This window comes from Acinetobacter sp. YH12070, assembly GCF_013419625.1.
Classification (GTDB): domain Bacteria; phylum Pseudomonadota; class Gammaproteobacteria; order Pseudomonadales; family Moraxellaceae; genus Acinetobacter; species Acinetobacter amyesii.
In genome coordinates, this window is the sequence record NZ_VOZT01000022.1 from 1 (window position 1) to 26,091 (window position 26,091).

The 26,091-nt window shown below is 40.5% G+C and carries 23 protein-coding genes, 1 tRNA gene and 1 pseudogene; 10 read left to right on the top strand and 15 right to left on the bottom strand.

The window, feature by feature from the left end; genetic code table 11:
• Window positions 1–261: 261 nt before the first annotated feature.
• A pseudogene (locus FTU17_RS08335) lies at window positions 262–738 on the bottom strand (tyrosine-type recombinase/integrase); the annotation flags it as partial.
• 651 nt (window positions 739–1,389) lie between these two features.
• On the opposite strand from FTU17_RS08335, the gene FTU17_RS08340 reads away from it, so the two are divergent.
• Both FTU17_RS08340 and FTU17_RS08345 read left to right on the top strand, forming a co-directional pair.
• Window positions 1,390–1,617 carry a hypothetical protein gene (locus tag FTU17_RS08340; protein ID WP_078190515.1) on the top strand — a complete coding sequence of 76 codons (228 nt, stop codon included), beginning with the start codon at window positions 1,390–1,392 and terminating at the stop codon, window positions 1,615–1,617.
• Between the two features lie 190 nt (window positions 1,618–1,807).
• A tRNA-Thr gene (locus tag FTU17_RS08345) sits at window positions 1,808–1,883 on the top strand.
• A gap of 51 nt (window positions 1,884–1,934) precedes the next feature.
• On the opposite strand, the gene FTU17_RS08350 is transcribed toward FTU17_RS08345, so the two are convergent.
• The 3 genes from FTU17_RS08350 to FTU17_RS08360 all read right to left on the bottom strand — a co-directional run bounded on the left by FTU17_RS08350 (window position 1,935) and on the right by FTU17_RS08360 (window position 5,371).
• Window positions 1,935–2,762, bottom strand: a complete 828-nt coding sequence (locus tag FTU17_RS08350; protein ID WP_180135095.1) for a cyclopropane-fatty-acyl-phospholipid synthase family protein — start codon at window positions 2,760–2,762, stop codon at window positions 1,935–1,937.
• Window position 2,763: 1 nt separating this feature from the next.
• Window positions 2,764–4,062 carry an FAD-dependent oxidoreductase gene (locus FTU17_RS08355; RefSeq protein WP_143221600.1) on the bottom strand — a complete coding sequence of 433 codons (1,299 nt, stop codon included), beginning with the start codon at window positions 4,060–4,062 and terminating at the stop codon, window positions 2,764–2,766.
• Window positions 4,063–4,492: 430 nt separating this feature from the next.
• Entirely contained in the window at window positions 4,493–5,371 is an 879-nt protein-coding gene (locus tag FTU17_RS08360; protein ID WP_180135096.1) for a pirin family protein, read from the bottom strand.
• 322 nt (window positions 5,372–5,693) lie between these two features.
• Between FTU17_RS08360 and ycaC the strand changes: the two genes are divergently transcribed.
• Both ycaC and FTU17_RS08370 read left to right on the top strand, forming a co-directional pair.
• Window positions 5,694–6,326: an isochorismate family cysteine hydrolase YcaC gene (gene ycaC, locus FTU17_RS08365; protein ID WP_180092934.1), complete on the top strand. Its 633-nt coding sequence runs from the start codon at window positions 5,694–5,696 to the stop codon at window positions 6,324–6,326.
• 106 nt (window positions 6,327–6,432) lie between these two features.
• A complete protein-coding gene (locus tag FTU17_RS08370; protein ID WP_180135097.1) occupies window positions 6,433–7,356 on the top strand; it encodes a LysR substrate-binding domain-containing protein in 924 nt (307 codons plus the stop codon).
• A gap of 68 nt (window positions 7,357–7,424) precedes the next feature.
• Here FTU17_RS08370 and ahpC read toward each other — a convergent pair whose 3' ends face one another.
• Complete coding sequence (gene ahpC, locus FTU17_RS08375) at window positions 7,425–7,988, bottom strand: alkyl hydroperoxide reductase subunit C (RefSeq protein ID WP_078190520.1); 564 nt, start codon at window positions 7,986–7,988, stop codon at window positions 7,425–7,427.
• A 162-nt stretch (window positions 7,989–8,150) separates the two neighbouring features.
• Window positions 8,151–8,789 carry a TetR/AcrR family transcriptional regulator gene (locus FTU17_RS08380; RefSeq protein ID WP_180135098.1) on the bottom strand — a complete coding sequence of 213 codons (639 nt, stop codon included), beginning with the start codon at window positions 8,787–8,789 and terminating at the stop codon, window positions 8,151–8,153.
• Between the two features lie 133 nt (window positions 8,790–8,922).
• On the opposite strand from FTU17_RS08380, the gene FTU17_RS08385 reads away from it, so the two are divergent.
• A complete protein-coding gene (locus tag FTU17_RS08385; RefSeq protein ID WP_180050626.1) occupies window positions 8,923–9,387 on the top strand; it encodes a hotdog fold domain-containing protein in 465 nt (154 codons plus the stop codon).
• Window positions 9,388–9,509: 122 nt separating this feature from the next.
• On the opposite strand, the gene ssb is transcribed toward FTU17_RS08385, so the two are convergent.
• From ssb to FTU17_RS08400, 3 genes are all read right to left on the bottom strand, one after another.
• The gene (gene ssb / locus FTU17_RS08390; RefSeq protein ID WP_078193176.1) at window positions 9,510–10,097 is read right to left on the bottom strand and encodes a single-stranded DNA-binding protein; all 588 of its coding nucleotides are present in this window, start codon (window positions 10,095–10,097) and stop codon (window positions 9,510–9,512) included.
• A gap of 51 nt (window positions 10,098–10,148) precedes the next feature.
• Window positions 10,149–11,513, bottom strand: coding sequence for an MFS transporter (locus FTU17_RS08395; RefSeq protein WP_111884498.1), 1,365 nt, complete (start codon window positions 11,511–11,513; stop codon window positions 10,149–10,151).
• A gap of 155 nt (window positions 11,514–11,668) precedes the next feature.
• On the bottom strand, window positions 11,669–12,754 hold the full coding sequence (locus tag FTU17_RS08400) for a DUF475 domain-containing protein (protein WP_180135099.1): 1,086 nt from the start codon (window positions 12,752–12,754) through the stop codon (window positions 11,669–11,671).
• Between the two features lie 207 nt (window positions 12,755–12,961).
• On the opposite strand from FTU17_RS08400, the gene tenA reads away from it, so the two are divergent.
• Window positions 12,962–13,627: a thiaminase II gene (tenA, locus tag FTU17_RS08405; RefSeq protein ID WP_180022380.1), complete on the top strand. Its 666-nt coding sequence runs from the start codon at window positions 12,962–12,964 to the stop codon at window positions 13,625–13,627.
• A gap of 109 nt (window positions 13,628–13,736) precedes the next feature.
• Here the strand turns inward: tenA and FTU17_RS08410 are convergent, their stop codons facing one another.
• The 3 genes from FTU17_RS08410 to FTU17_RS08420 all read right to left on the bottom strand — a co-directional run bounded on the left by FTU17_RS08410 (window position 13,737) and on the right by FTU17_RS08420 (window position 15,405).
• On the bottom strand, window positions 13,737–14,459 hold the full coding sequence (locus FTU17_RS08410) for a hypothetical protein (protein ID WP_180135100.1): 723 nt from the start codon (window positions 14,457–14,459) through the stop codon (window positions 13,737–13,739).
• A gap of 189 nt (window positions 14,460–14,648) precedes the next feature.
• On the bottom strand, window positions 14,649–14,987 hold the full coding sequence (locus FTU17_RS08415; RefSeq protein ID WP_180008824.1) for a GlpM family protein: 339 nt from the start codon (window positions 14,985–14,987) through the stop codon (window positions 14,649–14,651).
• 64 nt (window positions 14,988–15,051) lie between these two features.
• Window positions 15,052–15,405: a DUF1304 domain-containing protein gene (locus FTU17_RS08420; RefSeq protein ID WP_180063075.1), complete on the bottom strand. Its 354-nt coding sequence runs from the start codon at window positions 15,403–15,405 to the stop codon at window positions 15,052–15,054.
• A gap of 253 nt (window positions 15,406–15,658) precedes the next feature.
• Between FTU17_RS08420 and uvrA the strand changes: the two genes are divergently transcribed.
• The gene (gene uvrA / locus FTU17_RS08425) at window positions 15,659–18,490 is read left to right on the top strand and encodes an excinuclease ABC subunit UvrA (RefSeq protein ID WP_180024597.1); all 2,832 of its coding nucleotides are present in this window, start codon (window positions 15,659–15,661) and stop codon (window positions 18,488–18,490) included.
• Window positions 18,491–18,637: 147 nt separating this feature from the next.
• On the top strand, window positions 18,638–19,489 hold the full coding sequence (locus FTU17_RS08430) for an AbiJ-NTD4 domain-containing protein (protein WP_180135101.1): 852 nt from the start codon (window positions 18,638–18,640) through the stop codon (window positions 19,487–19,489).
• Between the two features lie 229 nt (window positions 19,490–19,718).
• On the opposite strand, the gene blaOXA is transcribed toward FTU17_RS08430, so the two are convergent.
• Window positions 19,719–20,570, bottom strand: a complete 852-nt coding sequence (gene blaOXA / locus FTU17_RS08435) for a class D beta-lactamase (RefSeq protein ID WP_373684065.1) — start codon at window positions 20,568–20,570, stop codon at window positions 19,719–19,721.
• A 202-nt stretch (window positions 20,571–20,772) separates the two neighbouring features.
• On the opposite strand from blaOXA, the gene FTU17_RS08440 reads away from it, so the two are divergent.
• Window positions 20,773–21,582 carry a toxin-antitoxin system YwqK family antitoxin gene (locus tag FTU17_RS08440; protein ID WP_180135102.1) on the top strand — a complete coding sequence of 270 codons (810 nt, stop codon included), beginning with the start codon at window positions 20,773–20,775 and terminating at the stop codon, window positions 21,580–21,582.
• 59 nt (window positions 21,583–21,641) lie between these two features.
• Here FTU17_RS08440 and FTU17_RS08445 read toward each other — a convergent pair whose 3' ends face one another.
• A complete protein-coding gene (locus FTU17_RS08445; RefSeq protein WP_180049778.1) occupies window positions 21,642–23,348 on the bottom strand; it encodes a diguanylate cyclase in 1,707 nt (568 codons plus the stop codon).
• A gap of 1,097 nt (window positions 23,349–24,445) precedes the next feature.
• On the opposite strand from FTU17_RS08445, the gene omp33-36 reads away from it, so the two are divergent.
• Window positions 24,446–25,321 (top strand): porin Omp33-36, encoded by an 876-nt coding sequence (gene omp33-36 / locus FTU17_RS08450; RefSeq protein ID WP_078193188.1) that lies wholly within the window; start codon window positions 24,446–24,448, stop codon window positions 25,319–25,321.
• 58 nt (window positions 25,322–25,379) lie between these two features.
• On the opposite strand, the gene FTU17_RS08455 is transcribed toward omp33-36, so the two are convergent.
• Window positions 25,380–26,075: an ion channel gene (locus tag FTU17_RS08455; protein WP_168379423.1), complete on the bottom strand. Its 696-nt coding sequence runs from the start codon at window positions 26,073–26,075 to the stop codon at window positions 25,380–25,382.
• Window positions 26,076–26,091: the final 16 nt, after the last annotated feature.

The following is a 26,091-nucleotide window of genomic DNA, read 5'->3' on the forward strand; positions in this document are numbered from 1 at the left end:
AAGTATTTGGATTGTCACTGCTTGCTCCAAAGTTAACATGTTGAGCAGTCCAAAATGACCGCTATATTAACCAAGGGGGTCAGTTTTTAAATGCCATTAGGGGGTCATTTTTACACTGCCGCTAACACCATTAAAGAAAGAATCGAAAAAGTTTTTAGAAAAATTAGCACATTTCAAAAACATTTCTAAAACCGAAGTTCTAGAGAAACTAATTAATGAGGCGTATAAAAAGGAAATGTGTAATGAAAAAGGAAAGGCTAATTACTGAGTAATCCACCTTTTCACCTGCTCCCCATACCACTCCATCAACCTCACCCGCTCATCCTAATATTGCGCTCGGTTATATGCCGAGCGAATTCTATTTTGAGGCACATGAGCAAGCTGCCTTTCAATGGCATCGGGATTAAATAAATTTGATTCGTTTACGACTGTACTGAATAGAGATCTAAAACCATGTGTGGTCATTCTTCCTGCATTGCCTGAACGCTTGATCACCGCCAAAATAGACTCACTACGCATAGGTTCTTTGTTATCCAAACGATGTGGAAAAAGCAGTTCCTGATTGTAAGTAAGTCTTAAAGCCTGCAGCTCCTCAATCATCATGTCCGTCAATGGCACACGATGTGGCAATCGGTTCTTCATACGCTCCTCAGGAATATCCTACTTACGCCATTCCAGATCAAATTCTTCCCAGTGTGCTTGTAGTAACTCACTAACACAAACACCTATCAGTATAACGACACAGTACATCTGAGAATCATTTAGTGGACTACTATTAACATGTCATTTTGAAAAATGTATGTGAAATAACCTTATAATTGTTCTATGGTTCCATGAACTTAAAAGAACACCGCCACCTCGATCTAATTGGGGGTAAAAATGGGGGTAAAATAAAAATATAATTTTTTATTTTAATTAATTATCATATGCTTAATACAAAAATATAACTCCCTCTTTCGCCAGAATAAACTGCAATGCCAAGCAGAACGAAGGTCTAAATTGATAAAATTTAGGCCTTTTTTAATTTTATTGTTCTCAATATTAAATATCCCCCTAATTGATCTTCTATTTGTTTAGCTCAATAACTTCACAGTATTTAACTCCTGATTGATGGATTTAAATCACACGTTTTTTTCGTAATGCACGACTTATGGATTTTTATTGGCAGCAATAAGGACACGTTTATTTACAAATACAAATTTTATATTCTAAAGACAATTACTTAAGCCTATGCTAAAAATAAATCATCCTCTCAATATAGGCGCTATTCAAAAAATTATTCATTAATTTAAACATCATAGAACTGAAACGCGATTGCGGTACTTTTAACTTGATCAACGAAAAACTTAAAAAACACCTTTCATATATCACTGCTATTCCGGAGAGAACATGAATAACAGCCAGAACTATGTTAAGCAGATCAAGAACGCCAAACGTGGTGGCTATACCCCAACCCTTGCCAAAGACATCAATAAACATAAAATTCAAAAAGCACAGCGTCTCATCGATGAATGGCGAAAGCTCGCCAATGAACTCCGCCCACAAATGCAACTTGAGATGGCATATACACTTGAGGAATGCGCACAGGATCTAGACCAAATTTTAAGAATGAAATAGCACTCAACGTTCATCCATCCTATTTTTTCGCCCACATCTTGTGGGCGAAACATTGCCTAATTTTATTTTTCTGGTTTTTAGAGCCAAACATCGGTTGAATGCTGAATAAATCAAACGTATAAATTACATTCGATTTGCTGTTTTTTTAACTTGCACCACTTCAAAAAATCTGTAGAATGCATTCCACAACGCCGGCATAGCTCAGTTGGTAGAGCAACTGACTTGTAATCAGTAGGTCCACAGTTCGAATCCGTGTGCCGGCACCATTTCTTAGCCTCGCTTTTTAGTGAGGCTTTGATGTTTTTAGAGCCACTCTTTTATGGCTTCCTCGCGCTAATCTGCACATAACGAATCAGCCCATCTCGATACAACTTCTCGCACAATTTTGCCGTCATCTTGATTTTGAATTGATCCACATGACTCAGGCTCATCTGACGTTGTTGTTCTTGAATATAATCGGCAAAACCCTGAAATACGAATTCGCTGATATCTTCAATCTGGATATACTCGAAACCTGCCTGTTGTACTTGGTGTTGTAAATTTTGCTTTGAATTTAAATTTTTCAAATTCACATCTGCTGCTTTCAACAGACTTTGATATTTCAGTCGCTGTAATGAATTTAAATTCAAAAACGCATCGGACAACATTAAATAGTGAAAAGCAAAGCGCCCTTTTGAATTCAAAACATCAACGACTGATAAAAGCAATAAATTCAAATCACTATGATACGCAGCATCAATACACAGCACTGCATCCATAGCGTTTTGTGGATAAATATTTTTTAAATTCAAAAATGAATCTTGCTGGATTTTAATCTTTGAATTTAAATTTTTTTGGATTTTTTCCACACATGCGGTTTGCAATTCGACTGCGGATAAGTTTTGAATTTGAAAATGTTCCATCCAAAAAACCAAGCTCGCACCCTGCCCACAACCGAGGTCTAAAACACGATCTGTAGATTTTAATTGAATGGATTCGGCAAGATGGAAAGCGAGTTTTTGACAGGCCGCAGGATAGGATGATTTTGCATCATCCCAATAGCCCAAATTGCTCCAAGCAAGTTCCGCATCATCTCCGAGTAGTCGACTGTTAATCGCATATTTATGGCTAGGGATGTGCTGACGAATTGCTTGAAGCCATTTCATGTTAGTAACCGAGTTGAGGGGCTACCTCCACTTTAGGTTTTAAACCCACAAACGGCAATGGTGCACCAAAAATTTCTGCAATATGCATAGCAGACGTTACCGCAGACTCTAAAATCGGCAGACCGTCACAAGACCATGAACCACAAAAGAAGACTTTACGCTCAGGGGATAAATGTCGTTGCTGTAACTCTTTATTCAGCGCCACCGTATGTGAATCCACCACTGCGCGTGTCAAACTGACCGAAGAGATCACTTTTTTAGGATCAATCGGTGTCACTGGCTGCCAAGTTTGGAACACTGGAGTTTTACCCACCAAGCTCGGCTCGATTGAATTAAGCCACACGGTAAATTGCTGACGAGTAAATTTACGATCCATCATATAACTTAGTACAGACCAATCTTTGCGCTTCGGCGGCATCACCGTTTGATCAGTGTGGATCACCAACTGACCTTGCTCAAATTTAAATTTCTTTAAAAGCTCAATATCGTCAGCAAACTGAGTAGAATCTAAAAATTCTTCCGTTTTGGTGGTTGGTGTTGCGACTACCACACGATCGAATAGATGATGTGCTCCGGCCTCAGTTTCCACCAAGACTTTATCGTCTTGCTCGTGCACTTTGGTAATTGCCGTACCACTTTGAATATTTAAACCTTCAATCAGTTTATCAACCAACGCAGGTGTACCGCCTTGGATACGCAGCAAGGCATCACCATTGGTCAATTGACGCAAGAAAATCAACAGCGGTTTCGCAGGCCATTCGCCAATCGTTTTCGGGTTACAGGTGCAAATGGTATACAACACAGGCATGACCGCACCATGCCAAAATACTTCTTCAATTTCATTTTTATTAATGAATTCAGCAAGCGTAATGTCCTGATTTTTTGATTTAAAAAATCGAGTGATCGCGGCTTTGAGTTGCAACATTCCTTTGACTAAACGCCAGCCATATTGTTGTAAGCCTTTACGATTATTAATAATTGGGAAATTACCAATACGGCTACGACTGGTGGTCAACCACGTTTCTGTACGATCTTCAAATAGCCAACTGCATGCCATATAGGTACGGACTGGGAAGGTTTTAATCCCTAAATGGGTCGCCAAACTTAAGGTATTTTTCCAGAGGTGTGGATTCATCACACGCAAAGGGGCATCGATCAAGCCGCCTTCAAACTCAGTGCTGTGGCTATCCATACCACGACCAGGCAGAGCTTCGAAAATTGTAATGTTATGCCCTGCGTCTTTAAGAATTCTTGCGGTAGCCAGCCCAGCCATGCCACTACCGATGACTGCAATTTCCAATTTTCTTTTCCATCTATAAAACACAGTTTAAAAGTATGACTGATCAGAACTTAAAAATAGCTATTAAAAAATACCAGATTCGCATTTTTTGTATGGATTTCAGTACAGCCGTTTTTAAGTTAAATTTACAAATATTTACAGTCAAAAAGCACACAATTTAAGCTTTGTTTTTTAAACATATTTTTCTTTAAAATTTTAATTACCCTATAAAACCAAACAATTAAATTAACCATTTTTATAACTTTCGGTTTACTTTAAAGCCAAGTCTCGCTAAGATGCGCCACATAATAAAGTGATAAATTCATCACAATTTATAAAAAGTAAAATGATATTTAAATCATGACAACTATAAATACTACAGCGCTCAATAAAAAAGCCTCTGACTGTTCAGAGGCTTTTTTTTCGGCTATTTCAACGGCATGAATTTCACTTAAGCCTCATGCGCTAGCGCAATTTCACCAAATTTTCCGTTATTGAAATCATCAAAGGCTTGAATAATTTCAGCTTTGCTATTCATCACAAATGGGCCATAACCTTGAATCGGCTCATTTAGTGGCTCACCGCTAAGTAACAGAAATTGTGTGTCCTGCAACGCTTGTAGCTGAATGGCGATATCATCTTTGGCAAACATGACCATCGAACTGTCTTGAACTTTATGGCTTTCATTCACCACAACCTCACCCTTCAAGACCACCAAAATGGTGTTATGCCCTTCAGGTACATGTAAGATGGTTTCATATTGAGCTTTCAATTCACCATCCCAGACATTCACTGGACTAAAGGTTTGTGCAGGCCCAAGGTGACCACCCATTTCACCAGCAATCACCCGAATATGCCCTGCACCTTCATCCATGTCTATGCGAGGAATATCTTGGCGTGTGATCGCTTGATAACGAGGCTGGGTCATTTTGTCTTTTGCCGGTAAATTCACCCACAATTGAACCATTTCAAAAAGACCACCTGCTTGAGCAAATTCAGGCGAATGAAATTCTTCATGCACCAGCCCCGAACCTGCGGTCATCCATTGCACATCGCCTGTTTGAATTGTGCCGCCACCACCACTTGAGTCCTTATGAGTCACTTCACCGCTGTAGGCGATAGTCACCGTTTCAAAACCACGATGTGGATGTGAACCTACACCATGCCGTGCAGTGGTGGGATCGAACTGATAAGGTGCCGCATAATCCAAAAGCAAAAATGGGCTAATCGCCTGACCTAGACGATCATAGGAAAATAAGCTTTTGACTGGAAAACCATCGCCCACCCAGTGCATTTGCTGATTACGATAAACACCAATTACTTTTTTCATTTCTTAGCTCCTATATTCATACGATAGGATGAACATAGCGCTTATTTTAAGCTTTGAAATACTTACTGACCATCTTCCAGATAGCATTCTATATCTCAAAATTAGAACAATACTCAGACATACAATCTGCACCTCACTCAAAACCAAGCATTAATTTCGAAATTCTAAGGTTTAAGACATATATAACGATGAATTATCCCAATTTTATGATTGAGCTTCTCATTTAAACCCATTTCATTGTCTCATTTTTACAACTATTCTAAATCTAGTTAACACGCAGATTTCATCTGATCCTGCGTACTTGCAAACAGGAAAGAGGACAATAAAATGGGGCAAACCTTACGTTCGTTTAGACAAAGATAATGCCGCGGTACTTTTAGTTGACCATCAAACAGGTCTACTTTCATTGGTTCGCGACATTGATCCAGATAAATTTAAAAATAATGTGCTCGCACTGGCTGCAGCCGCTAAATATTTCAATCTTCCAACGATTCTCACCACCAGTTTTGAACAAGGTCCAAACGGCCCTTTGGTTCCAGAACTAAAAGAAATGTTCCCTGACGCACCTTATATTGCACGCCCAGGTCAAATTAATGCTTGGGACAATGAAGACTTTGTGAAAGCCGTCAAAGCAACAGGCAAAAAGCAATTGATTATTGCCGGTGTAGTGACTGAGGTTTGTGTTGCATTTCCAACCTTGTCTGCTTTAGAAGAAGACTTTGACGTCTTTGTAGTGACCGATGCTTCAGGTACTTTCAACCATTTAACCCGCGACTCAGCATGGGAACGTATGACGCAAGCGGGTGCGCAGCTTATGACGTGGTTTGGTACCGCGTGTGAATTACACCGCGACTGGCGTAATGATATTGAAGGTTTAGGTGCGCTTTTCGGCAACCATATACCGGACTACCGCAACCTAATCAACAGCTATACGCAAAATACTGAAAAGAAATAATCCTTCAGTAGTAAAAAGCGGCTTCGAGCCGCTTTTTTTATACCTGATGTATAAATTGACGTATGATGATTTGAATTGAAATAATTTTCACTGCATAAGGTGATCCATGCATTCATTTGATGATTATTACTACTTTTACTTGGTGGTGAAACATGGCGGTTTTAGCGCTGCAAGTGAAGCATCGAATATTACAAAATCAAAATTAAGCCGACGCATTTTAGATCTTGAAGCCAAATATAATGTCACCCTTATTCAGCGTTCTACCCGACACTTTAAGGTCACGACATTAGGCCAAGAATTGTATGAAGAATGCATAAAAGTAATCGAACAAGTTGAATGTGCGCATCAGGTGCTCCTGAAGCAAAAAAGTGAACTTGAAGGCTTGGTTAAAATTAGTTGTCCACCGGTCATGATGGAACATCAAATTCGCCCCTTGTTAAATCAATTTTTAAAAGATCATCCCAAAGTTCAGGTCGAACTTGAGCTGTCTAGCCGCCGTGTAGATGTCTTGCATGACGACATTGATTTAGCGATTCGTACCAATTTTAGTAAGAATGAAGACTCGAGCATTATTGTACGTGACGTGATTAAAACCGTGCATTGCTTAGTGATTAGTCCTGAACTTTTACAAGGACGCGAGTTAAAGCATATTTTCGAATTGACAGAATTTCCGAGTATCGTTTTAGGTACACAGAAAAACCGCTATCAATGGCATTTGCATCATACGGGACAGCAAGAACAGATTGAAATTGCCTTACAACCTCGGATTAAAAGCAATGACTTAGCCGGTGCTTACTATGCGGTACTCGATGGTTTAGGCATTGCAGACTTACCCTATTTAACGGTACAAGCAGATATAGAGGCAGGTCGTTTAATTCACCTCTTCCCCGAATGGTGCTCAAATGTCGGTAAGGTACAATTGGTATATGCTTCGCGTAAAGGTCAGCGCTTAGTCATGGAGAGATTAATTGACTATTTAGTCGATGGAATTCGTGACTATGCTCCAAAACATGATGGCTATTTAGTTTAATGTTCTTGACCACAAAAAAAGCCAGAACTGAGTTCTGGCTTTTTTAAATCTACGGTTGGATCACCAAATTAGATTTTACCCACTAGGTCGATCGATGGTGCAAGCGTCGCTTCACCTTCTTTCCATTTTGCAGGACATACTTCACCTGGGTGTGCATGTACATATTGAGCAGCTTTTACTTTACGCATCAATTCAGAAGCATCACGGCCAATACCACCTGCGTTGATTTCAACGATTTGGATTTTACCTTCAGGGTCGATTACGAAAGTACCACGGTCAGCAAGACCATCCGCTTCAATTAAAACATCAAAGTTTTTCGCAAGTGTCCAAGTTGGATCGCCAACCATTGGGTATTCGATTTTCTTAATTTCTTCAGAAGAATCGTGCCAAGCTTTATGCGTGAAGTGTGTATCAGTAGATACTGAATAAATTTCTACGCCCATTTTTTTGAATTCAGCATAGTGATCAGCAAGATCGCCTAATTCTGTTGGACATACAAACGTAAAGTCAGCAGGATAGAAAAACACCACAGACCATTTACCGTAGAAGTCTTTTTCTGAAACTTCAATAAATTGACCGTCTTGGTAAGCGGTAGCATTAAATGGTTTTACTTCAGTATTAATTAAACTCATTTGATATTCCTCTAACTCATTTCAGGGATTGCTTATCTGTTGAAGCTAGAATACGACTTATCAAATCATAGGTAAAACCGAACTTTTTTATAAAAACTATCGGATTTTTAGATTTATTATTTAAATCAATCTTTGCCTTTCCATCGTACAAAGCAATCAATTTCAATGAGAGCAAGGCTTTATATCCATACAGAGGGCCTGCCAAGCAGCCTGTGTAAACTGTTGTTTATAGTGTGATGGTGGCGTTTTGACTTTATGCGACAACCATGCCCGACAATAATTTTCCGTTGCCCCTAAGACCAAAGACATCATTAATTCTTTGGGTAAATGCTCGATCAAATGCCAATCGGATTGTGCGGTCAACCAATCCAGTAGTGCGCTATTGCGTTGCAAATTATGTTTTTTTAACTCGGCTTGTAGCGTTTCCTTACGCATACTAAACCCTGCCGCATACAAGAATCCTGCAAAATCTGGATACGCTTCGACCCAGTCGATATACGAGCACAAAATGGCTTGAATGCCTTCCTGCAGCGATTGGGCCTGTGTCAATGCATCTGCCCTTTTCACAAATTGATCTTGCAACGCCGCAAAATACAATGCCGCCACTAAACCATCTTTATTTTTAAAATGATGGTAAATCGCGCCAACACTGGTCTCTGCACGGTCTCTCACATGTTCAATCGTCGTCGTTTCAATCCCTTGCTCTAAAAAACATGCAAGGGCTTCTCCTAAGATCTGCCGTTTAAGTTCCGCTCGGCGACCACTGTAAATTCGTTGCAATAATGCTTGATTTGACGACATCGATACCTTCCCTTTGATCGGGTCATTTTAAAACAATGTTGGCTTTTTTTAATAGCTGTGACGTCATTTACGCCATTAACAGAACAATATTCTGTATTAGAATTATATTCTGAATAATGACGGATAATTAAGCATGAGCCAAGCATTAAAATTATGGAAGACCTTCCAAAACAAACCCGCAGGGAAATGGACTTTTTCAAAATTGCTGTGTTTGAAAGCACCGTATTTCAGCAGTATTTCGCCTGTTTTTGATGAATTAAAGCCCCAATACTGTGAACTACATATAAAAAAACAGCGCAGCGTGCTGAATCATATTGGCACTGTCCACGCGATTGCCATGTGTAATATGGCTGAATTGGCTGGCGGAACCATGACCGATGTGACCGTTCCGAGCAGCCATCGTTGGATTCCCAAAGGCATGACTGTGGAATATTTGAAAAAAGCCGATACAGATTTAACAGCCATTGCCACGCCTGTCGATGTTAATTTTACGTGGAATGCAGGGAGTGATTATTTGGTGAATGTCGTGGTGAACAACACACGTAATGAAGCAGTTTTTAAAGCCGTGATTACCATGTGGGTTTCTGCAAAAAAATAAGTCATCGACTCAATTGCAAAATGAAACTGATCTTTCAAGATGAGACCTGCGAAAAAAACCCTCAAGATTGAGGGCTTTTTTTGATGATGATCTACCGTTTTAAACGCTGTGTTTAAGGTTCATTAGAACGGTAAGTCATCATCTAAATCTGCTGCTGCAGGAGCCGGTGTCGGTGCAGGCTGTTGTTTTGGCGCAAAACCACCTGGGTTGTTATTGCCATAGCTATTGCCTTGAGCCGGTTGATTATTGCCATAACCGCCTTGGTTTGAGCTATTACCGTAGCCACCTTGGTTTTGGTTATTGTTATAACCACCTTGTTGGTTATTAAAACGAGGCTGACCAAAATCACCGCCTTGACCTTGTTCGCCTTGTTGGCGATTATTGTCAAGCATTTGCATTTGTTCACCACGAATTTCAGTCGTGTAACGCTCTTGACCGCCTTGATCTGTCCACTGACGAGTACGTAATGAACCTTCAATATAAACTTTAGAACCTTTGCGCAAATATTGCTGTGCAATTTCACCTAAGCGGTTATGTAACACAATACGGTGCCATTCTGTTTGCTCTTTACGTTCACCTGTATTTTTATCTGTCCATGAATCACTCGTTGCAATTGAGAACTGAGTGAGAGAACCACCATTTGGGAAAGTTTTTGTTTCAGGGTCACGACCCAAAGTACCAACTAAAATGACCTTATTTACACCACGCATCAGACGTATTCTTCCTATTTGTTTCTATTATTTACTTTATAAGAGTTATGGTTAAATGGCTACCTCTTTCCCTAACAAGTGCGTTAAATGTTGTCGCGCAGATTCATCCATCTGCTGCTTATCCACTTTTACATAAGCCACTTGCTGGTCAGACATCACCACAACTTCTTCAATACCACGAATTGCTAAAAGCTGAGAAGTCCATTCATCCGTTTCTTTATCTTCAGGCAAACTGAAAACCATAGACGATAAATAACGCGGTTGAGCCAATCCAAAACTAATGATCAACCATAAAATGGCTAGCCCTGTCAGGATGCCCCATCCCATTGCCGTATCATTTAGCAACAGAAGTTGCCCACCAATCATACCACCAAAAAATGCCCCCAGAAACTGACTGCTGGCGTTCACCCCCATGGCAGTCGCTTTGGATTGAATTGGAGCTGCTTTCGATAACCATGACGGTAATAATGCCTCCATCACATTAAATGCGATAAAGAATAAACCTAAGCCTGTCAGCAAAATATATTTTGATTCGAAACCAAAAATTAAGATGCCCAATCCTAAAATAATGCCACCAATGGCGGTCAAGAAAATACCGCGCATTTTGCGATATTTTTCCGCCAAAATAATACTTGGAAATGCAAAAAACAGGCTCACGACCAAAAGCGGCAAATACACCAGACCATGTGAATGTAATGGAATATTAGCAAAGTCAATCAACTGAGACGGCACATAGATAAACATCGCTGTGAGCAGTAAATGCAATGAAAAGACTGAAACATGTAAACGATTTAGATCAGGCATTTTCAGTACTTGCTTTAACTGCGTCAGATAACCTTGTTGAAAATTTTTATGATGACGCGTTACTTTCGGTACCAATAGCAACATCGCAATCGCGGCAAGTCCCATGATGGTGGTCACCCAAAATAAACCCGAGATGCCGACTAAACCTGTGAGCCAAGGCCCAAGGCTGAACGCGACCACAAAGGACAAACCGATACTCATCCCCATCATGGCCATGGCTTTAGTACGCTGTTCTTCACGTGTGACATCGGCTAACAAAGCCATCACTACGGCAGATACAGCACCACCACCGGCAATCGCACGCCCGATAATCACGCCGTAGATGCTATCGGACATCGCCGCAATTGCACCGCCTAAAGCAAACAACAGCAGCCCGATCACCACCAACGGTTTCCGGCTATAACGGTCTGCAATCAAACTAAACGGGATCTGTAAAATCGCTTGGGTCAAACCATAGACACCCACCGCTAAACCAATAAGTGCTGGTGTTGCCCCTGCATATTGCTGACCTGCCACAGAGAAAACAGGAATAATCATGAACAGCCCCAGCATACGTAAGGCAAAAATACTACTCAAAGCAAAAGTTGAGCGTCGTTCAAGAGCATTCATCATAGCTGGTTAAAAATTCATTAATCTTGGAATGGGATTATAGGACATTCAGCTTAAAACGAAGCAGGATTTTTATTGATTTTAAATATCCTGATAATTGGACAAATAAAAAGCGCAGCTAATGCTGCGCTTTTTGGGAGATTTCAGGCAAATTTAAATTAGCCTAGACTTTCTTGGCGCTTTTTATATTGAATTGAGGCAATCACCGCCCAAACAATAAATGCCACACCAATCAGGCCCGTTACCACTTCAGGGACATGCAGACCTGTGCCACTCGCCAACATAATGAAGGCCAAAGCACCAATCGCATAATGCGCACCATGTTCAAGGAAGATATAAGCATCTAAGGTGCCTTTATCCACTAAGTAAATGGTCATCGAACGCACGAACATGGCACCAATGGCAAGACCAAGCATAATGATTACGACATCAGAAGTAATCGCAAATGCACCAATCACACCATCAAAACTGAATGAGGCATCGAGTACTTCAAGATAAAGAAAACCACCAAAACCGGCTTTGATCACGCCTGTCGGTACGCCATTTGCGTCATGTCCAACCGCATTACCATTTTCATCAACTTCAGGTTCACCACCCAATAAATGACTCAGTACTTGGACACCGATATACACCACGATCCCCCAAATACCCGCCATCACAACTGCTAAACGAGAGGCTTCAGTCACGTTTGCTGCCATTACCAATAACGCAATTAGAGCAATAAACACGGACATCGCAGGAACGTTTGCAAGATTGGCCAAACGGCGCTCTAACCAACGGAACCAATGGGTATCTTTCCCTTCATCTAAGAAGAAGTTCAGGAACACCAATAATAAGAAAGCACCACCAAAGGCCGCAATTTCTGCATGATGTGCCATCAATTTAGCTGAATACTGAATTGGATCATTCAACGCCATTTGAACCACTTCCATTGCACCCATGTCTGCAGTTACAGCCACGATCACAATTGGGAAAATCAGACGCATACCAAAGACAGCAATCACGATCCCGACGGTTAAGAAAATCATTTTCCAAAAATGATCCCAACCACGGAGTACAGATGCATTGACAACGGCATTGTCAAAAGACAAAGACACTTCCATCACCGCTAAAATGGCAGTAATGGTCAGTGCTGTCAGCATGGCTTGCACGCCTGCATTTGGGCCATGATTCAGACCCCAATATGCAGAAATAGCAAGACACACGATCGTAAAGACGATTGAGAAACCAAAATGTTTCATCATGATAGATCGACCTATTCATTCAATAAGATTTCAAAATGAGGGAATACCCAGTTTGAAGCTAAGTTTATGGCGCAATTATGCCGCTTTTCAGAATTGAAACCAAAAATTATTCGTTACATTTTGAATAAACACTCTAAGATGGAGGCTCTCAATTACATCGCATCATGGTGTAGACCCGTCTTTCATTTTTAACGACAGGAATGTTCAATGCGTTTTTCTGAAGAAGTTTGGCAACGTAATACCGCGTTATATCAGCAGATTCTCCATCTACCGTTTAATCAGGAATTGGCTCAGGGCAGTTTAAGCCGCGACGCCTTTTGCCACTATGTCATTCAGGATGCCCATTATTTATTGGCCTATGGTCGTGCGCTTGCGGTGTGTGCAGCCAAGGCGTTTGATGCCGACGATGTGATTCAGTTTTCTGAAGCCGCCAAAATTGCCATCGTGGTGGAACGTAGTCTGCACAATGACTTTATGCAAGGTTTCAACATCAGTAAAGAACAGTTTGAAAATACCCCACTGACCCTTGCCTGCCATCATTACACTTCGTTTCTAACAGCGACAGCATGGTCAGAAAGTTACCCTGTGGTCCTTGCCTCACTCCTGCCTTGCTTTTGGATCTATGCGGAAGTCGGCAAAGCCATTGTCAGCCAATCTGTGCCGAATAACCCTTACCAAGCATGGATCGACACCTACTCAGGTCAAGACTTCAACAGCGCTGTACAAAATGTGATTCAAACCATTGATCGAGTGGCGGCTCGCTGTGATGCAGATACACGTGAAAAAATGCATGCGGCTTACACGAACGGCGCAAAATTAGAATGGATGTTCTGGGACAGCGCGTATCAACAGCGGACTTGGCCCATTGAATAAACCTGTGATTTTAGCTGTATAAAAATTTAAGGATCTAAAATTACTTTTAGATCCTTTTTTTAATACGGTTGGATTCGGTTCAAATGACCCTACACGATCATTCAGTGTATTAGCGTTTAAAACGATACCATCCGAGGAAAATCCCCATCGCAATAATCACCAAAAAAATCGCCAAACGTGCTTCACGCAATTCACTGCGCGCTGCTTTGCGTTCCTGCATTTCTTCTGAATGAAATTGTGATTTGATCATCGGATCAAGTTGAGCAATGGCCAATAAATCTTTGGGTTTCTCGCCTTTACCTAAAATCAAATACAGCCCTTTCATCTGCATTTCATTCAGTTTACCCAGTTCAATATTCAGTTGAGTTGCTTGTGCATTATAGTCAGGCACCCAATCTTCTACGCGGGCATATACATGGGCACGACTAGTATCAAAGAGCGATGCATCCTGCACTTTCTTGCCAGTTTGATCTTCCAATTGTTCACTCAAATCGGAAAATTGGGACAGTACATAGTCTTTTTTCTGTGCCAACTGCACGCCGTCAAAACCATACTCTTGTATTTTTTGTGCAGGATTATTTTTCAATAATAAGCCTTGGGGAACGACTTTAAAGTCCAATACGGTGTTGTCAGGGACTTGGTTGGTTTGTAGCACCATATAGACCACAGACCATAGCTGTTCATTTTGCGCGACCGCAGGCACGCTCACGCTATAGCGCTGCTCTTCTGCAGGGTCAATAAACTGTTCAAACGCGAGGATTTGACTGTCTTCAGCCCACAAGATTTGGCTTGAAAACATGAGGCAGATGATCACCCAAAATTGTTTTAACATTATTTGCTCTTATCATGATTATTTGCTGTTCTGGCAGAATTATAATTATTTATTCAAATACTTACATTCAAAATCACATATTTAATGATTGGAAATTCATCCTAATTTTAGGCAAATCTATTGTTTTATAAATGATCTAGAACCGATAAAAAGTTGATCTGAATCAGCACCTATATAGGCTTTCGATGCTTACTGAAAACTCTGCCATGCATAAATCAAAACAGCTGCTGCAAGCACCCAACTCAAAGTTGCTACACTCAAACATGCCGTTAAGCTCATACGTGTTGCGAGCAGATACACCAACAATAAATAAATGAAATACGGGATAAGAGACCAGAGCCCAAACAACGCTGTTTTTTGTAATGCGGATGCACCCTGATCATTTGCCACAATGACATGGGCAATCAACGCAAAAGTCGGAAATAACGGGACCAAACCGGCGATATAAAACGCCTTACTTTTAGACAGCAAAGCAATTAATACCACAACAAAGGCACCCATTAAGCTTTTGAGAAATAAGGACAGCATGCCTAACCGTTTCCACAAATTAATTCATCACGCCACGTAGTCTACGCTTCAAAACATGATTTGCTTAGACAAAATTCACCACTATTAAAGCAATTAAGGCTGGCAGCGCCTGAATATAGATAATTTTTTTACTCGCAGTGATGCCGCCATAGATCCCTGCAACCAACACACAGCCCAAAAAGAAATTCGCCAGTGCAACAGCATAGCTTTCAGGTGCAAACAGTGACCAAATAAGCCCTGCTGCTAAAAAGCCATTATAGAGTCCCTGATTTTGTGCCAGCACCTTAGTCAGTTTTGCTTTTTCTGCACTATTGCCAAAAGCTTTCATGCCTAAAGGTTTATCCCAGAGAAACATTTCCAAAATTAAAAAATAAATATGCAAGAATGCAATCAGGGCGATGAAAATTTTTCCAACAATCATGTGATTTTCCTTTTTGTTTTAACTCGCTTAGGATAGATTGCCTAAACTGCCAAATGATGATCCATCCCTAACAGCTCAAACTGGATGAATGCAATTTTTCTATTAATTACCCTAGATAAAGTTTACAGCTTTGACAATAGGTTAATTTAGCCGTCATAGGCTGACGTTTAATTTCATTTAAATAAAGCTTGAACATTTTTCATGCGCTATCATATATAGGTTTTTCGATGAATCTTTTAGGACCCCTTGCATGAGCCAAAGCCATATCCGTATTCGAGGTGCACGTACCCATAACTTAAAAAATGTGTCACTCGATATTCCACGCGACAAGTTTGTGGTCATTACGGGTCTTTCTGGTTCAGGGAAGTCCTCTTTGGCTTTTGATACCTTGTATGCTGAAGGTCAACGTCGCTATGTCGAGTCCTTATCTGCCTATGCGCGCCAATTCCTTTCGCAAATGGAAAAGCCCGAAGTCGACTCGATTGAAGGCTTGAGTCCCGCGATTGCCATTGAACAAAAATCAACTAGCCATAACCCACGCTCGACGGTGGGGACAATCACCGAAATTTACGATTATTTACGTCTGCTCTATGCCCGTGTCGGCACGCCATACTGTCCTGAACATGATCTACCGATGGTGGCTCAGACTGTGTCTGAAATGGTCGATACCGTAAAAGGTCTAGAAGAAGGTACGGCACTTATGTTGCTTGCCCCTGTGGTCCGCGACCGTAAGGGTGAATACACCAACTTGTTCGAACAATTACAAGGTCAGGGTTTCGTCCGTGCCCGTGTCGATGGTGAAGTCATTGATATCGACACACCACCTGAATTAGACAAAAAGAAAAAGCACACCATTGAAGTAGTGGTCGACCGTTTTAAGGTACGTGATGATCTTGGTAACCGGATTGCAGAAAGTTTTGAAACCGCTTTACGCATGGGCGGCGACATTGCCATTTTGTCGTGGATGAAAGGCGAACAAGAAGACCGCGTATTTTCAGCCAAACACTCCTGCCCTGAATGTGAACGTGCCGTAGGTGAACTGGAACCGCGTCTATTTTCCTTCAACAATCCATTCGGTGCCTGCCCTGTTTGTGATGGTTTAGGCACCCGCAGCCATTTTAGTGCTGACAAATTGATTCCCAATAATGAAGTTTCGATTAGCCAAGGGGCAATCCGTGGTTGGGACCGTCAACGTCCGTATTACTATAGCATGATCCAAAAAGTGGCAGATCATTTTGGTTATTCTTTAGACACACCGTGGAATGAACTCGATGCCGACACCAAAAAGAAATTCCTTTATGGTACAGGCAAGGAAAAAGTTGACCTCAGCTATATTGATGAGCGTGGTCGTTCGCACAAACGTGTACAAGCGTTTGAAGGGATTTTGCCGCACCTAGAACGTCGTTACCGTGAAACCGAATCAAACTACGTGCGTGAAGATTTGGCGCAGTATTTATCCAATGCTGCATGTGATGCTTGCGGTGGCTCACGTCTCAATGAAATTTCACGTCATGTTCGAGTTAAAGATAAAACCATCGCCCAGATCACCAAAATGTCAATTGGCGATGCTGAAAGCTATTATCAAGATCTCAACTTAAGCGGTGCCAAAGGCGAAATTGCCGACAAGATTTTCAAAGAAATCCGTGAGCGTTTACACTTCCTGGTCTCTGTGGGGTTGAACTATTTAAGTTTATCGCGCTCGGCAGAAACACTATCGGGTGGTGAAGCACAGCGTATTCGTTTGGCTTCACAAATTGGCGCGGGCCTCATGGGCGTGATGTATGTCCTCGATGAACCGTCAATTGGTCTACATCAGCGTGATAATGACCGCTTGCTTGAAACCTTAGTTCGCCTACGTGACCTTGGTAATACGGTGCTCGTCGTTGAGCATGATGAAGATGCCATTCGAGCGGCTGACCATATTATTGATATTGGCCCGGGTGCAGGTGTACATGGTGGTCATGTCATTGCCGAAGGAACTTATGATGAAATTTTGGCAAACCCTGACTCACTGACAGGTCAGTATTTATCAGGCAAGTTAAAAATCGAAGTTCCAAAACAACGTGTACAGCCACCCAAACCTGAAGAACAAATCAAGTTAATGGGCGCTGCGGGTCATAACTTAAAAAATGTTGATCTGACCATTCCTTTAGGGGTAATGACCTGTGTAACGGGGGTGTCGGGTTCAGGTAAATCGACACTGATTAACCGGACATTATTGCCGCTTGCAGCAACCCAATTGAACGGTGCAACCACACTGACTGCGGAAAAATTTGACTCGATTGATGGCTTACAATTCCTCGATAAAGTCGTCGATATTGACCAAAGCCCAATTGGTCGTACTCCACGTTCAAACCCTGCAACTTACACCGGTTTGTTTACCCCTATTCGTGAACTGTTTGCGCAAACCCCTGAAGCCAAAGCACGTGGCTATGCTGCAGGTCGATTCTCGTTTAACGTGAAAGGCGGTCGCTGTGAGGCCTGTGAAGGCGACGGTATGATTAAGGTTGCAATGCACTTCTTACCTGATATGTATGTGCCTTGTGATGCCTGCCACGGCAAGCGCTATAACCGCGAAACATTAGAAGTTGGCTATAAAGGTCGTAACATTTCAGATGTCTTAGAAATGACAGTAGAAGATGCAATGCATTTTTTTGACGCCATTCCTGTGATTCACCGTCGTTTGGAAACCTTGAACCAAGTGGGCTTGGGCTATATCCGTTTGGGTCAGTCTGCAACCACACTTTCAGGTGGTGAAGCGCAGCGTGTGAAATTGGCACGTGAGTTGGCGAAACGTGATACAGGCAAAACCTTGTACGTGCTTGATGAACCGACGACAGGTCTGCACTTCCATGATATTGCCAAATTGCTCGACATCCTGCATGAGCTACGTAATAAAGGCAATACCATCGTGGTGATTGAGCATAACTTGGATGTGATTAAAACGGCCGATTGGATTGTGGACTTAGGCCCTGAAGGTGGTGCAGGTGGCGGTATGATTATTGCTGAAGGTACACCTGAGCAGGTGGCTAAGAATAAAGTGTCGCATACAGCAAAGTTTTTAAAGCCGATGTTGAAATAACGCGATTTATTGTACTTAATCCTCCCCAACCCTCCTTTAAAAAGGAGGGAGTTTCCATTACCAGCAAAATGCTGTTCCCCTCTTTGAAAAAGAGGGGTTAGGGGAGATTAAAAATAAAATATAAGATTAAAATTTTTGGGGAAAATAATGCGGTTTTCAGAACGATATGGATATAAACCTGTACGAGAGATTATTCAAAAGGAAAGTATGGATGATCACTTAAAAAATGGATTATGGAGTATTTTTGATACTTATATTTGGAAAAAAGTTACACATGAATATTGGCAATACAAACATACCAACAGCTCTAACATATATACTCTCATTTATAATTATTACTTTAACTTTTTTAAAAAACCTACTGATTCCATTCCCCTTTTAACAGCTGATACTCTAAAACAAATTCGGGAATATTTTTTTAGTACAAACTGGCATGAAATTTATAGCTTCCTCGAAGAAACTTTACAAAATTATCCACCCTCTTTAATAAAGCAAAAAATAGATTTCATACATTCAATCAACAATATTTTAGAAAGAGAGAATAGTGCCTATCGCTTAATTGGTAATGAAATAACTCCTATTACCTCCGAACAAGAAATCCAATCCATCGAAGAAACATTAAAAAGCACCAATTCATATTCAGGTGTTCAGCAGCACTTAAATCAAGCTTTAAAATTGATGTCAGATCGTCAAAATCCTGATTATCGAAATTCAATTAAAGAGTCCATTAGTTCCGTCGAATCTATTTGTAAGATCATCACGAAAAATGATAAAGCAAGTTTAGGTCAAGCTTTAAAACTTATTGAAGATAAATATGGATTGCATGAAGCATTAAAGAAAAGTTTAAGTCAACTCTATGGGTACACTTCTGATGGAGACGGTATCCGCCATGCCATGCTTGAAGAATCGAATTTAACTTATATAGATGCTAAATTTATGCTCGTTGCATGCACAAACTTTATTAACTATTTAATTGATAAAACCAAAGATCAAAACTGAAATTCAATCACATGACGGCGACATGGATGTCGCCTGTTTGACTGGGGCAGCACGGATGTGCCCTCAGTCAAACAAAAGCATTTTGCTTACTTTTGTGCTTTCAAAAGTAAGATAAATCCTACGCAATGGAAGCTAAAACCTAATGCAAAGCGAGGACGTGCCAACTCAAAATTCAAAATTCAAAATTCAAAATTCAAAATTCAAAATTCAAAATTCAAAATTCAAAAAATTAACGTAAATAATGAAACACACCCAACTTATCCAATACATCCAACGTCAACTGCTTACGCTCTGCCACATCATCCCCTGCTGCCATCTGCATATTCAAACTAAACGCCGTGATCTTGCCATGACCATCATCCACCCAACCGGTATACCAACCGACTTGAGGGTCAACATCCATGCCCCAACCGCTCTTGGCATACAATTTTGCATCGCCACGACTTTCAATATAAAGCATGTCTTTGACTTGCCTTTGCACCGCGACATCAAACGGTAGTTTCTCTGTCGCAAGCTGATACGCAAATTGAGCTTCTTGTTCAGGCGTAATCTTTAACGGCCCTACCAACCAAAAATGATCCACCTGTTTGCCAATATTGGCATTGCCAAAACCAACCCGCTGGACTTCACTTTGCATTAAGTCGTGACCAATCCGCCGTGCCAACTGCTGATAAACCGGTACAGCAGACGCTTGCATGGCTTCACCCAAAGTCAGGTCTTTTTCCCATGACGGGAAAGCACGTTTTTCACCTTTCCATTTAAAAACTTCAGTGGCTGTCGCCTTCTGATGTTGCAAACCAATTAAAGCATTTAACATTTTAAAAGTAGATGCAGGAATGTATTCTGTCTGGGCACGCTGTAAGTCATTGCCATAATGACTCACGCGCTGACCATCAAATGTGACAAAAACTGCCTGTGTTTGTGCTTGATTAAATAAAGACAGAATCTCACTCACCCGTGAATTTTCTAAATTGGCTTGAGCCGTTTGTTTTAAGTGTTGAGATGAATCCAACATGCCTTCATTTGCTGTACATGCTGTCAAACTCAGGACAGTCATCAACGATAGATATATTTTTTTCATTGCACTATTTTTATGGTGTTTAAAGTCCATAGTATAAGATGAAGTTCAAACCTGAATTGTGTACTTTTCAACAGTCTTGTATCTGTTCCAAACTTAGCTTAACCACTATTTATTTTTAAACAAAACATCCTTATGATGACGCCTATCGTGGACTCAACAACGAATAATTTTTAATTTTTTAAAATATAAAAGCATACTAACAATGAATAAATTTATCTTAAGTTTCAGCCTCTTATTATGTCCGATATATAGCTTTGCCTATGGCTATCTAAACGAATACATGGTGCTGTTTGTCTCACAAGAAGACCCCGATCTTAGCCCATGGAAAGATAAGCTGCAGTGTAAAGCCCTCAGCACCCCGACACCACACAATGGGATCTTTGAAAATCAATATGTCTATGCCAATGGCAATGCCCTGACCACCATCTTTCTGAGTAATAGCAAAATTAAAAACGGTGAATGTGAACATCTCATTCACTTTCCAGATGGTATTCAAGGCTCAGGCGTATTTGAAAGTTTCTTCCCCAACGGCAAACCCCGTAGCCGCATTGCTTATAAAAATGGGGAGTACGAGGGCAAACTTGAGTTTTGGTTTGCCAATGGGATAAAAGAGCAAGAAAGTAGCATCATCAATGGTGAATCGCAGGGGGATTACAAAATTTGGCATCCAAATGGGCAACTGGCTTTTTCTCAAAATTATAAAAATGGGATCGAAAATGGCCTGCGCCAACGTTGGTACAGTAATGGTAAACCGTGGACCTATGCCAATTTTCAAAACAATAAATTGATTGGCGAGCTGAAAATGTGGTTTGAAAACGGCAAACTAGAACGCCAAGGTTATTATCGTAATGGCGTTCGTCATAACAGTTATAAAATTTGGTATAACAATGGGCAACCTGAAGCGGTGCTTCAGTACGATTTAGGCAAAATTACCCAAGCCCAGTGTTGGAATGAAGATGGTAGTCAAATGAACCAACAAGCCTGCAATAAATTATATAAAGATGAAGATTAATTGATTTTTCTAGCTAACTTTATGAATCTGCCAAGATATTTATGAATATCAAGCTGCGTTTAGGCTGAAACACGGTCACGCCCCGCAGCTTTGGCTTTAAATAATGCTTGGTCTGCGCGCTCTAATAAATCGATCCAGCTTTTGGCACCCACTGCAACACCAATACTCACCGTCACGATGAGATCTGCTTCGTCTTCTGCCAAATTGAAATTCACATGCTGAATATCATGCCGTATGGTTTCGGCAATGTGCTGGGCTTTGAGCATATCAATCCCCTCGATCAGGACTAAAAACTCATCTCCACCATATCGCACCACCAAGTCGGATGAACGAATATGTTGTCGTAATTGATTGGCAACATGTTGAATCACCAAATCGCCGACAATATGCCCATAGCGATCATTCACCTGTTTAAAGTGATCAATATCAATCACGATCAGTGCTGTATGTAAAAAGCCTGAATTTTGGCTGTCGCGAAATTTAATATATTCATCTAAGGCAAAACGATTGGCGACATTGGTGAGTGAGTCAGTATTGGCAATATGTTTAAGCTGAAATTCAAAGGCATCACGTTGTTCCAACATGTTTTCAATATGCTGAATGGCATCAAATAAACTGAGATAACCTACTTTGGCAGGTTCAATCACGCCTTGATCCATTTGTCGGTGCCGAGCCAGTTTAAATAACTGATTACGAGCACGAATTAAAGGTTCAAACACCCATTTCTTGGCATAGAACATCGTTAATAATGCAGTCAGTAATGACACGAGCGAGACAAAAAGCGTGAAAATCAATTTATTTCGCGCTTCACGTTGTTCATCCGCAGCTACTTTGAGACTGTAATCTAAAATATAACTTTGCAATTCCACCACTGTGACAAATTTATTGACCATTGCATCAGTGAGCTGGGTGCCATCCATGTGATAACGCTGATGTTGAAGACTTTTTTGAGCCAAACCATCAATAATTGGCAAACCTTTATCTAAAAATTCCGTTCGTACCGCATGATGTAACTGTTTAAACTCGGGTGTTTTGTCATGTTCGGACTGCACGACATTGATCAATTCCCATAGATAGCGTGTTTGACGCTGGGTTTGTAAACTCCGCGCTAAATTTTGCTCTGGAATTTCCTGTTGAAATGATACCGCAGCCATAATATTTGATGCGACTCGTCCCGCCTGATCACGTAATTCTGCCAGTAATAAAATCAGCGTGTAATAATTCGATACACGGGTATCTTTACCATGTGAATGATTGACCAATTTCTGCATGGCAATATAGCTTTGATCCCAAGCTTGGAACATCGCCAAAATGGCATGATCCAATTTTTTAGCTTCACGCTGTTGTGTCGGCAGCGCAATATATTGATCGACCGTTTTGCGACCCTGCAACAAATATGGATATAAATTGGACTCTAACTGCTGGGCGATCGGTGCAAAGCCCGTTTCTTTTAAAACTTTCAGTGTATCTTGATATTGCCGATCAACGCCTTGACGATATTCAGCCAACTCAATAATTTTTTGCTCGCGCTGTTCACCTTGACTCGACATTGCACTGTTAGCTGGCGCACGTTCACGAGAAATTTGGTTGGTTAAATCTGCCACCATTTTTAGCATCTGAATTTCTTTCAGCGCTTGAGCATTTTTGAGGTAGTTTTGATAACTGCTCACAATCAGTGGAACACTAATAAATACGATAGACAAGACGATTACTAGCATCGCAAGTTGCAAGCGCTTACTAATATGCTCTGTTCGTAATGTTTCCATCTATTTTATGCCCCACACTTGTTGCATACCCCAACCCACTTATCAACTAAACGCGGGAATATTTAAATTAATGATCAATAATTTATTAATTTATAAAATGAACATTTATACAGCTAAATTCTATACAAATGTGTTGAATCTGTCACATTTTTATCATTTTAAAACGAGATAATTTGCTAAAAAACAGCAACATATTTGAAAGGAATAAATTTTTTTATGAACTTGCTTAAATAAATATTTACAATTGCAATAAATTGGTGCATAATGCACCGTATTAGGGCACAATAGATTTCTTCCTCAGCAGAATATTTTAGTTTCCCGAAAATTTTGGCTAAAAAATCCTGATTTTCCATGAAAATCAGGATTTTTTTGTCTATAGTCTCTAAACTAGATGATAAATCCAATAATTTACGCACCATAGTAGTGCATATTTTTTTATTCATAATCCTTTTATCTTTAAGATTTACAGTAAAGTTAAATTTTTGAATAAAAAAAAAGCCCAACCTTGGGGAAAGCTGGGCGAATAAAAAACAAACTATGGAGAATCAGGGTCAAAGTCACACTTTTAAACTGTGTAACGACTCGATTGGCAAATTATGAATCAAATAAAACCTGATGTAAAGCCAAGTATTTCATAATGGTATTAAACTTATCACCAAGATATTCATTTAAGTGAAATGGACCTCAGATTTAACACAAAAACGTCCATTTACTATGCAAATAAACAGTTTTCGCCCAACAAATCGGCAGTCAAAACCGCAATTTATCGCTTCAAATGCGTGAAAAGCGTTAGAATTTGCCCACTACAATAAATGTTATTTTGAATTAAAATAACAATAATAATTGTTATTTCAGATTAAAAAGCTGTGTATTTTTTCAAGTGTATTTTTTTAATTAAGAATTTAATCAAACTTACTTAATTGTTCTCAATGATTTTTTTTCAGTGACTTATTAGTTAGAGTAAAAACTGAATTTCTTATTATGAAATAAAGATCTGAGTCAGAGACTGAATAATAACCTTTAGGATCATTGACTTAATATATTGTTACAATACAATGCTCAATGTTTAATCCATTTGTAACAACTGGTAGAAAATCATGAAAAAACTCGGTTTAGCCACTGCTTTATTATTAGCCATGACCGGTGCTCAAGCTTACCAATTTGAAGTTCAAGGCCAAGCAGAATACATCGACACAACTGCAAATGACAAAGATTTCATTGGTGGTGTTCAAGGTACTTACTACTTCAAAAATGTTGACTCTACAAAAGGTCCTTTAGCAGAAGCTGCATTCTTAAACCAAGCTTCTAACGTATCTGTTGCTTACAACTACGGTGAAGTTGGTTCAAAAGGTACTGACGTAATTGCTCATAACTTCGGTGCTAAAGCTGAAGCTTATGTTCCAACTAAAGTTGTTCCTGTATACGCTAGTGCTTCTTACAGCCACACTATCCTTGACAGCAAAAATGCAAACAACACTGATGACAACGGCGACCGTTATGCATTAGAAGTTGGTGCGCTTCCAACTCAAAACTTCTTAGTTGCTGTTGGTTACACTAGCGTTGCTGACCAAGCTGCTGTTGACGCGTTCAACGTTATGGGTAACGGTGTTGCTAAAGCTGTTGCTGAAGCTACAACTATTGGCCAAGACCAAGACGCAATCACTGCACGTGCTAAATATGTTGGCGCAATCGACGACACTAACATGGCAATTGGTTTCGAATCAGGCATCATCTACGGTGATGACACTGCTTACCAATTCAAAACTGATCTTTTCGTAACTCCTAAATTAAGCGTTGGTGCTTCTTACGCTGAATCTAGCTTTGCTGGTACTCCAGACTCAGCTTGGGGCGCGAACGTAAACTACTTCATCACTCCTGCTGTTGCAGTTGGTGCTAGCTATGTAAATGCTAATGCTGAAGAAGTTGCGCTTGACACTCAAACTGTTGGCGTAAACGCTAAATTCCGTTTCTAATTCATATTAGATACTGAATACCAAAAAGGACGCATTTGCGTCCTTTTTTTTCCTGCCATTATTTGTCTTTGGGCTCATGGCGTTCCGGTAAATGGGCAATATATTGCAATGCAATTAAGCGTGAAACGATGAGAGCCAAATACATCACCCCACAGAACATTTGAAGCATAGCCAAGACCCGTGCAGGCGCACTCACAGGCATGAGATCCGACAAGCCCGTGGCAGACTGCAAACTAAAACTTAAAAATAATAAATCTAACCACGACTGCATGCCCGGCTCTGCAGGATTCACAAAACTATCCGGATAAATCAGCTGACAAATACTATAGAGAAAGGCAAAACCCCATGCGATGAGGGTAAATACTGCCCCTGCTGCAAAAAGTTCATCTTTGGTTAAATAGCGATCGGCAAACATATAGCGCAATACACCATAGGCTGCACTAAAATACGCACAGGCTTCAAAACCATGCGCAATAATTTGAATATTCGGATGATTTACACCCAGCATAATCAAAGTGGAAAACAATACGGCGCAGCCAACAAAACTCAGCCCAAGAATCGTAAACATCGGAGTTTGGCGAATCACTTTGGCAATGATCAACAGCACCAACACGCCAAGCACCCAAATCAGCGCACGAAAAGACAGACTTTCTCGGGTAATCGCGGTTAATACCAAGATCAGAAACTGCACCAATAACAGCCATGCTGAGGGTAAAAGTCTAAAGCTTTTCCAAAAATCCACGAATCCTTGCATTATGTTCAATCTCTAT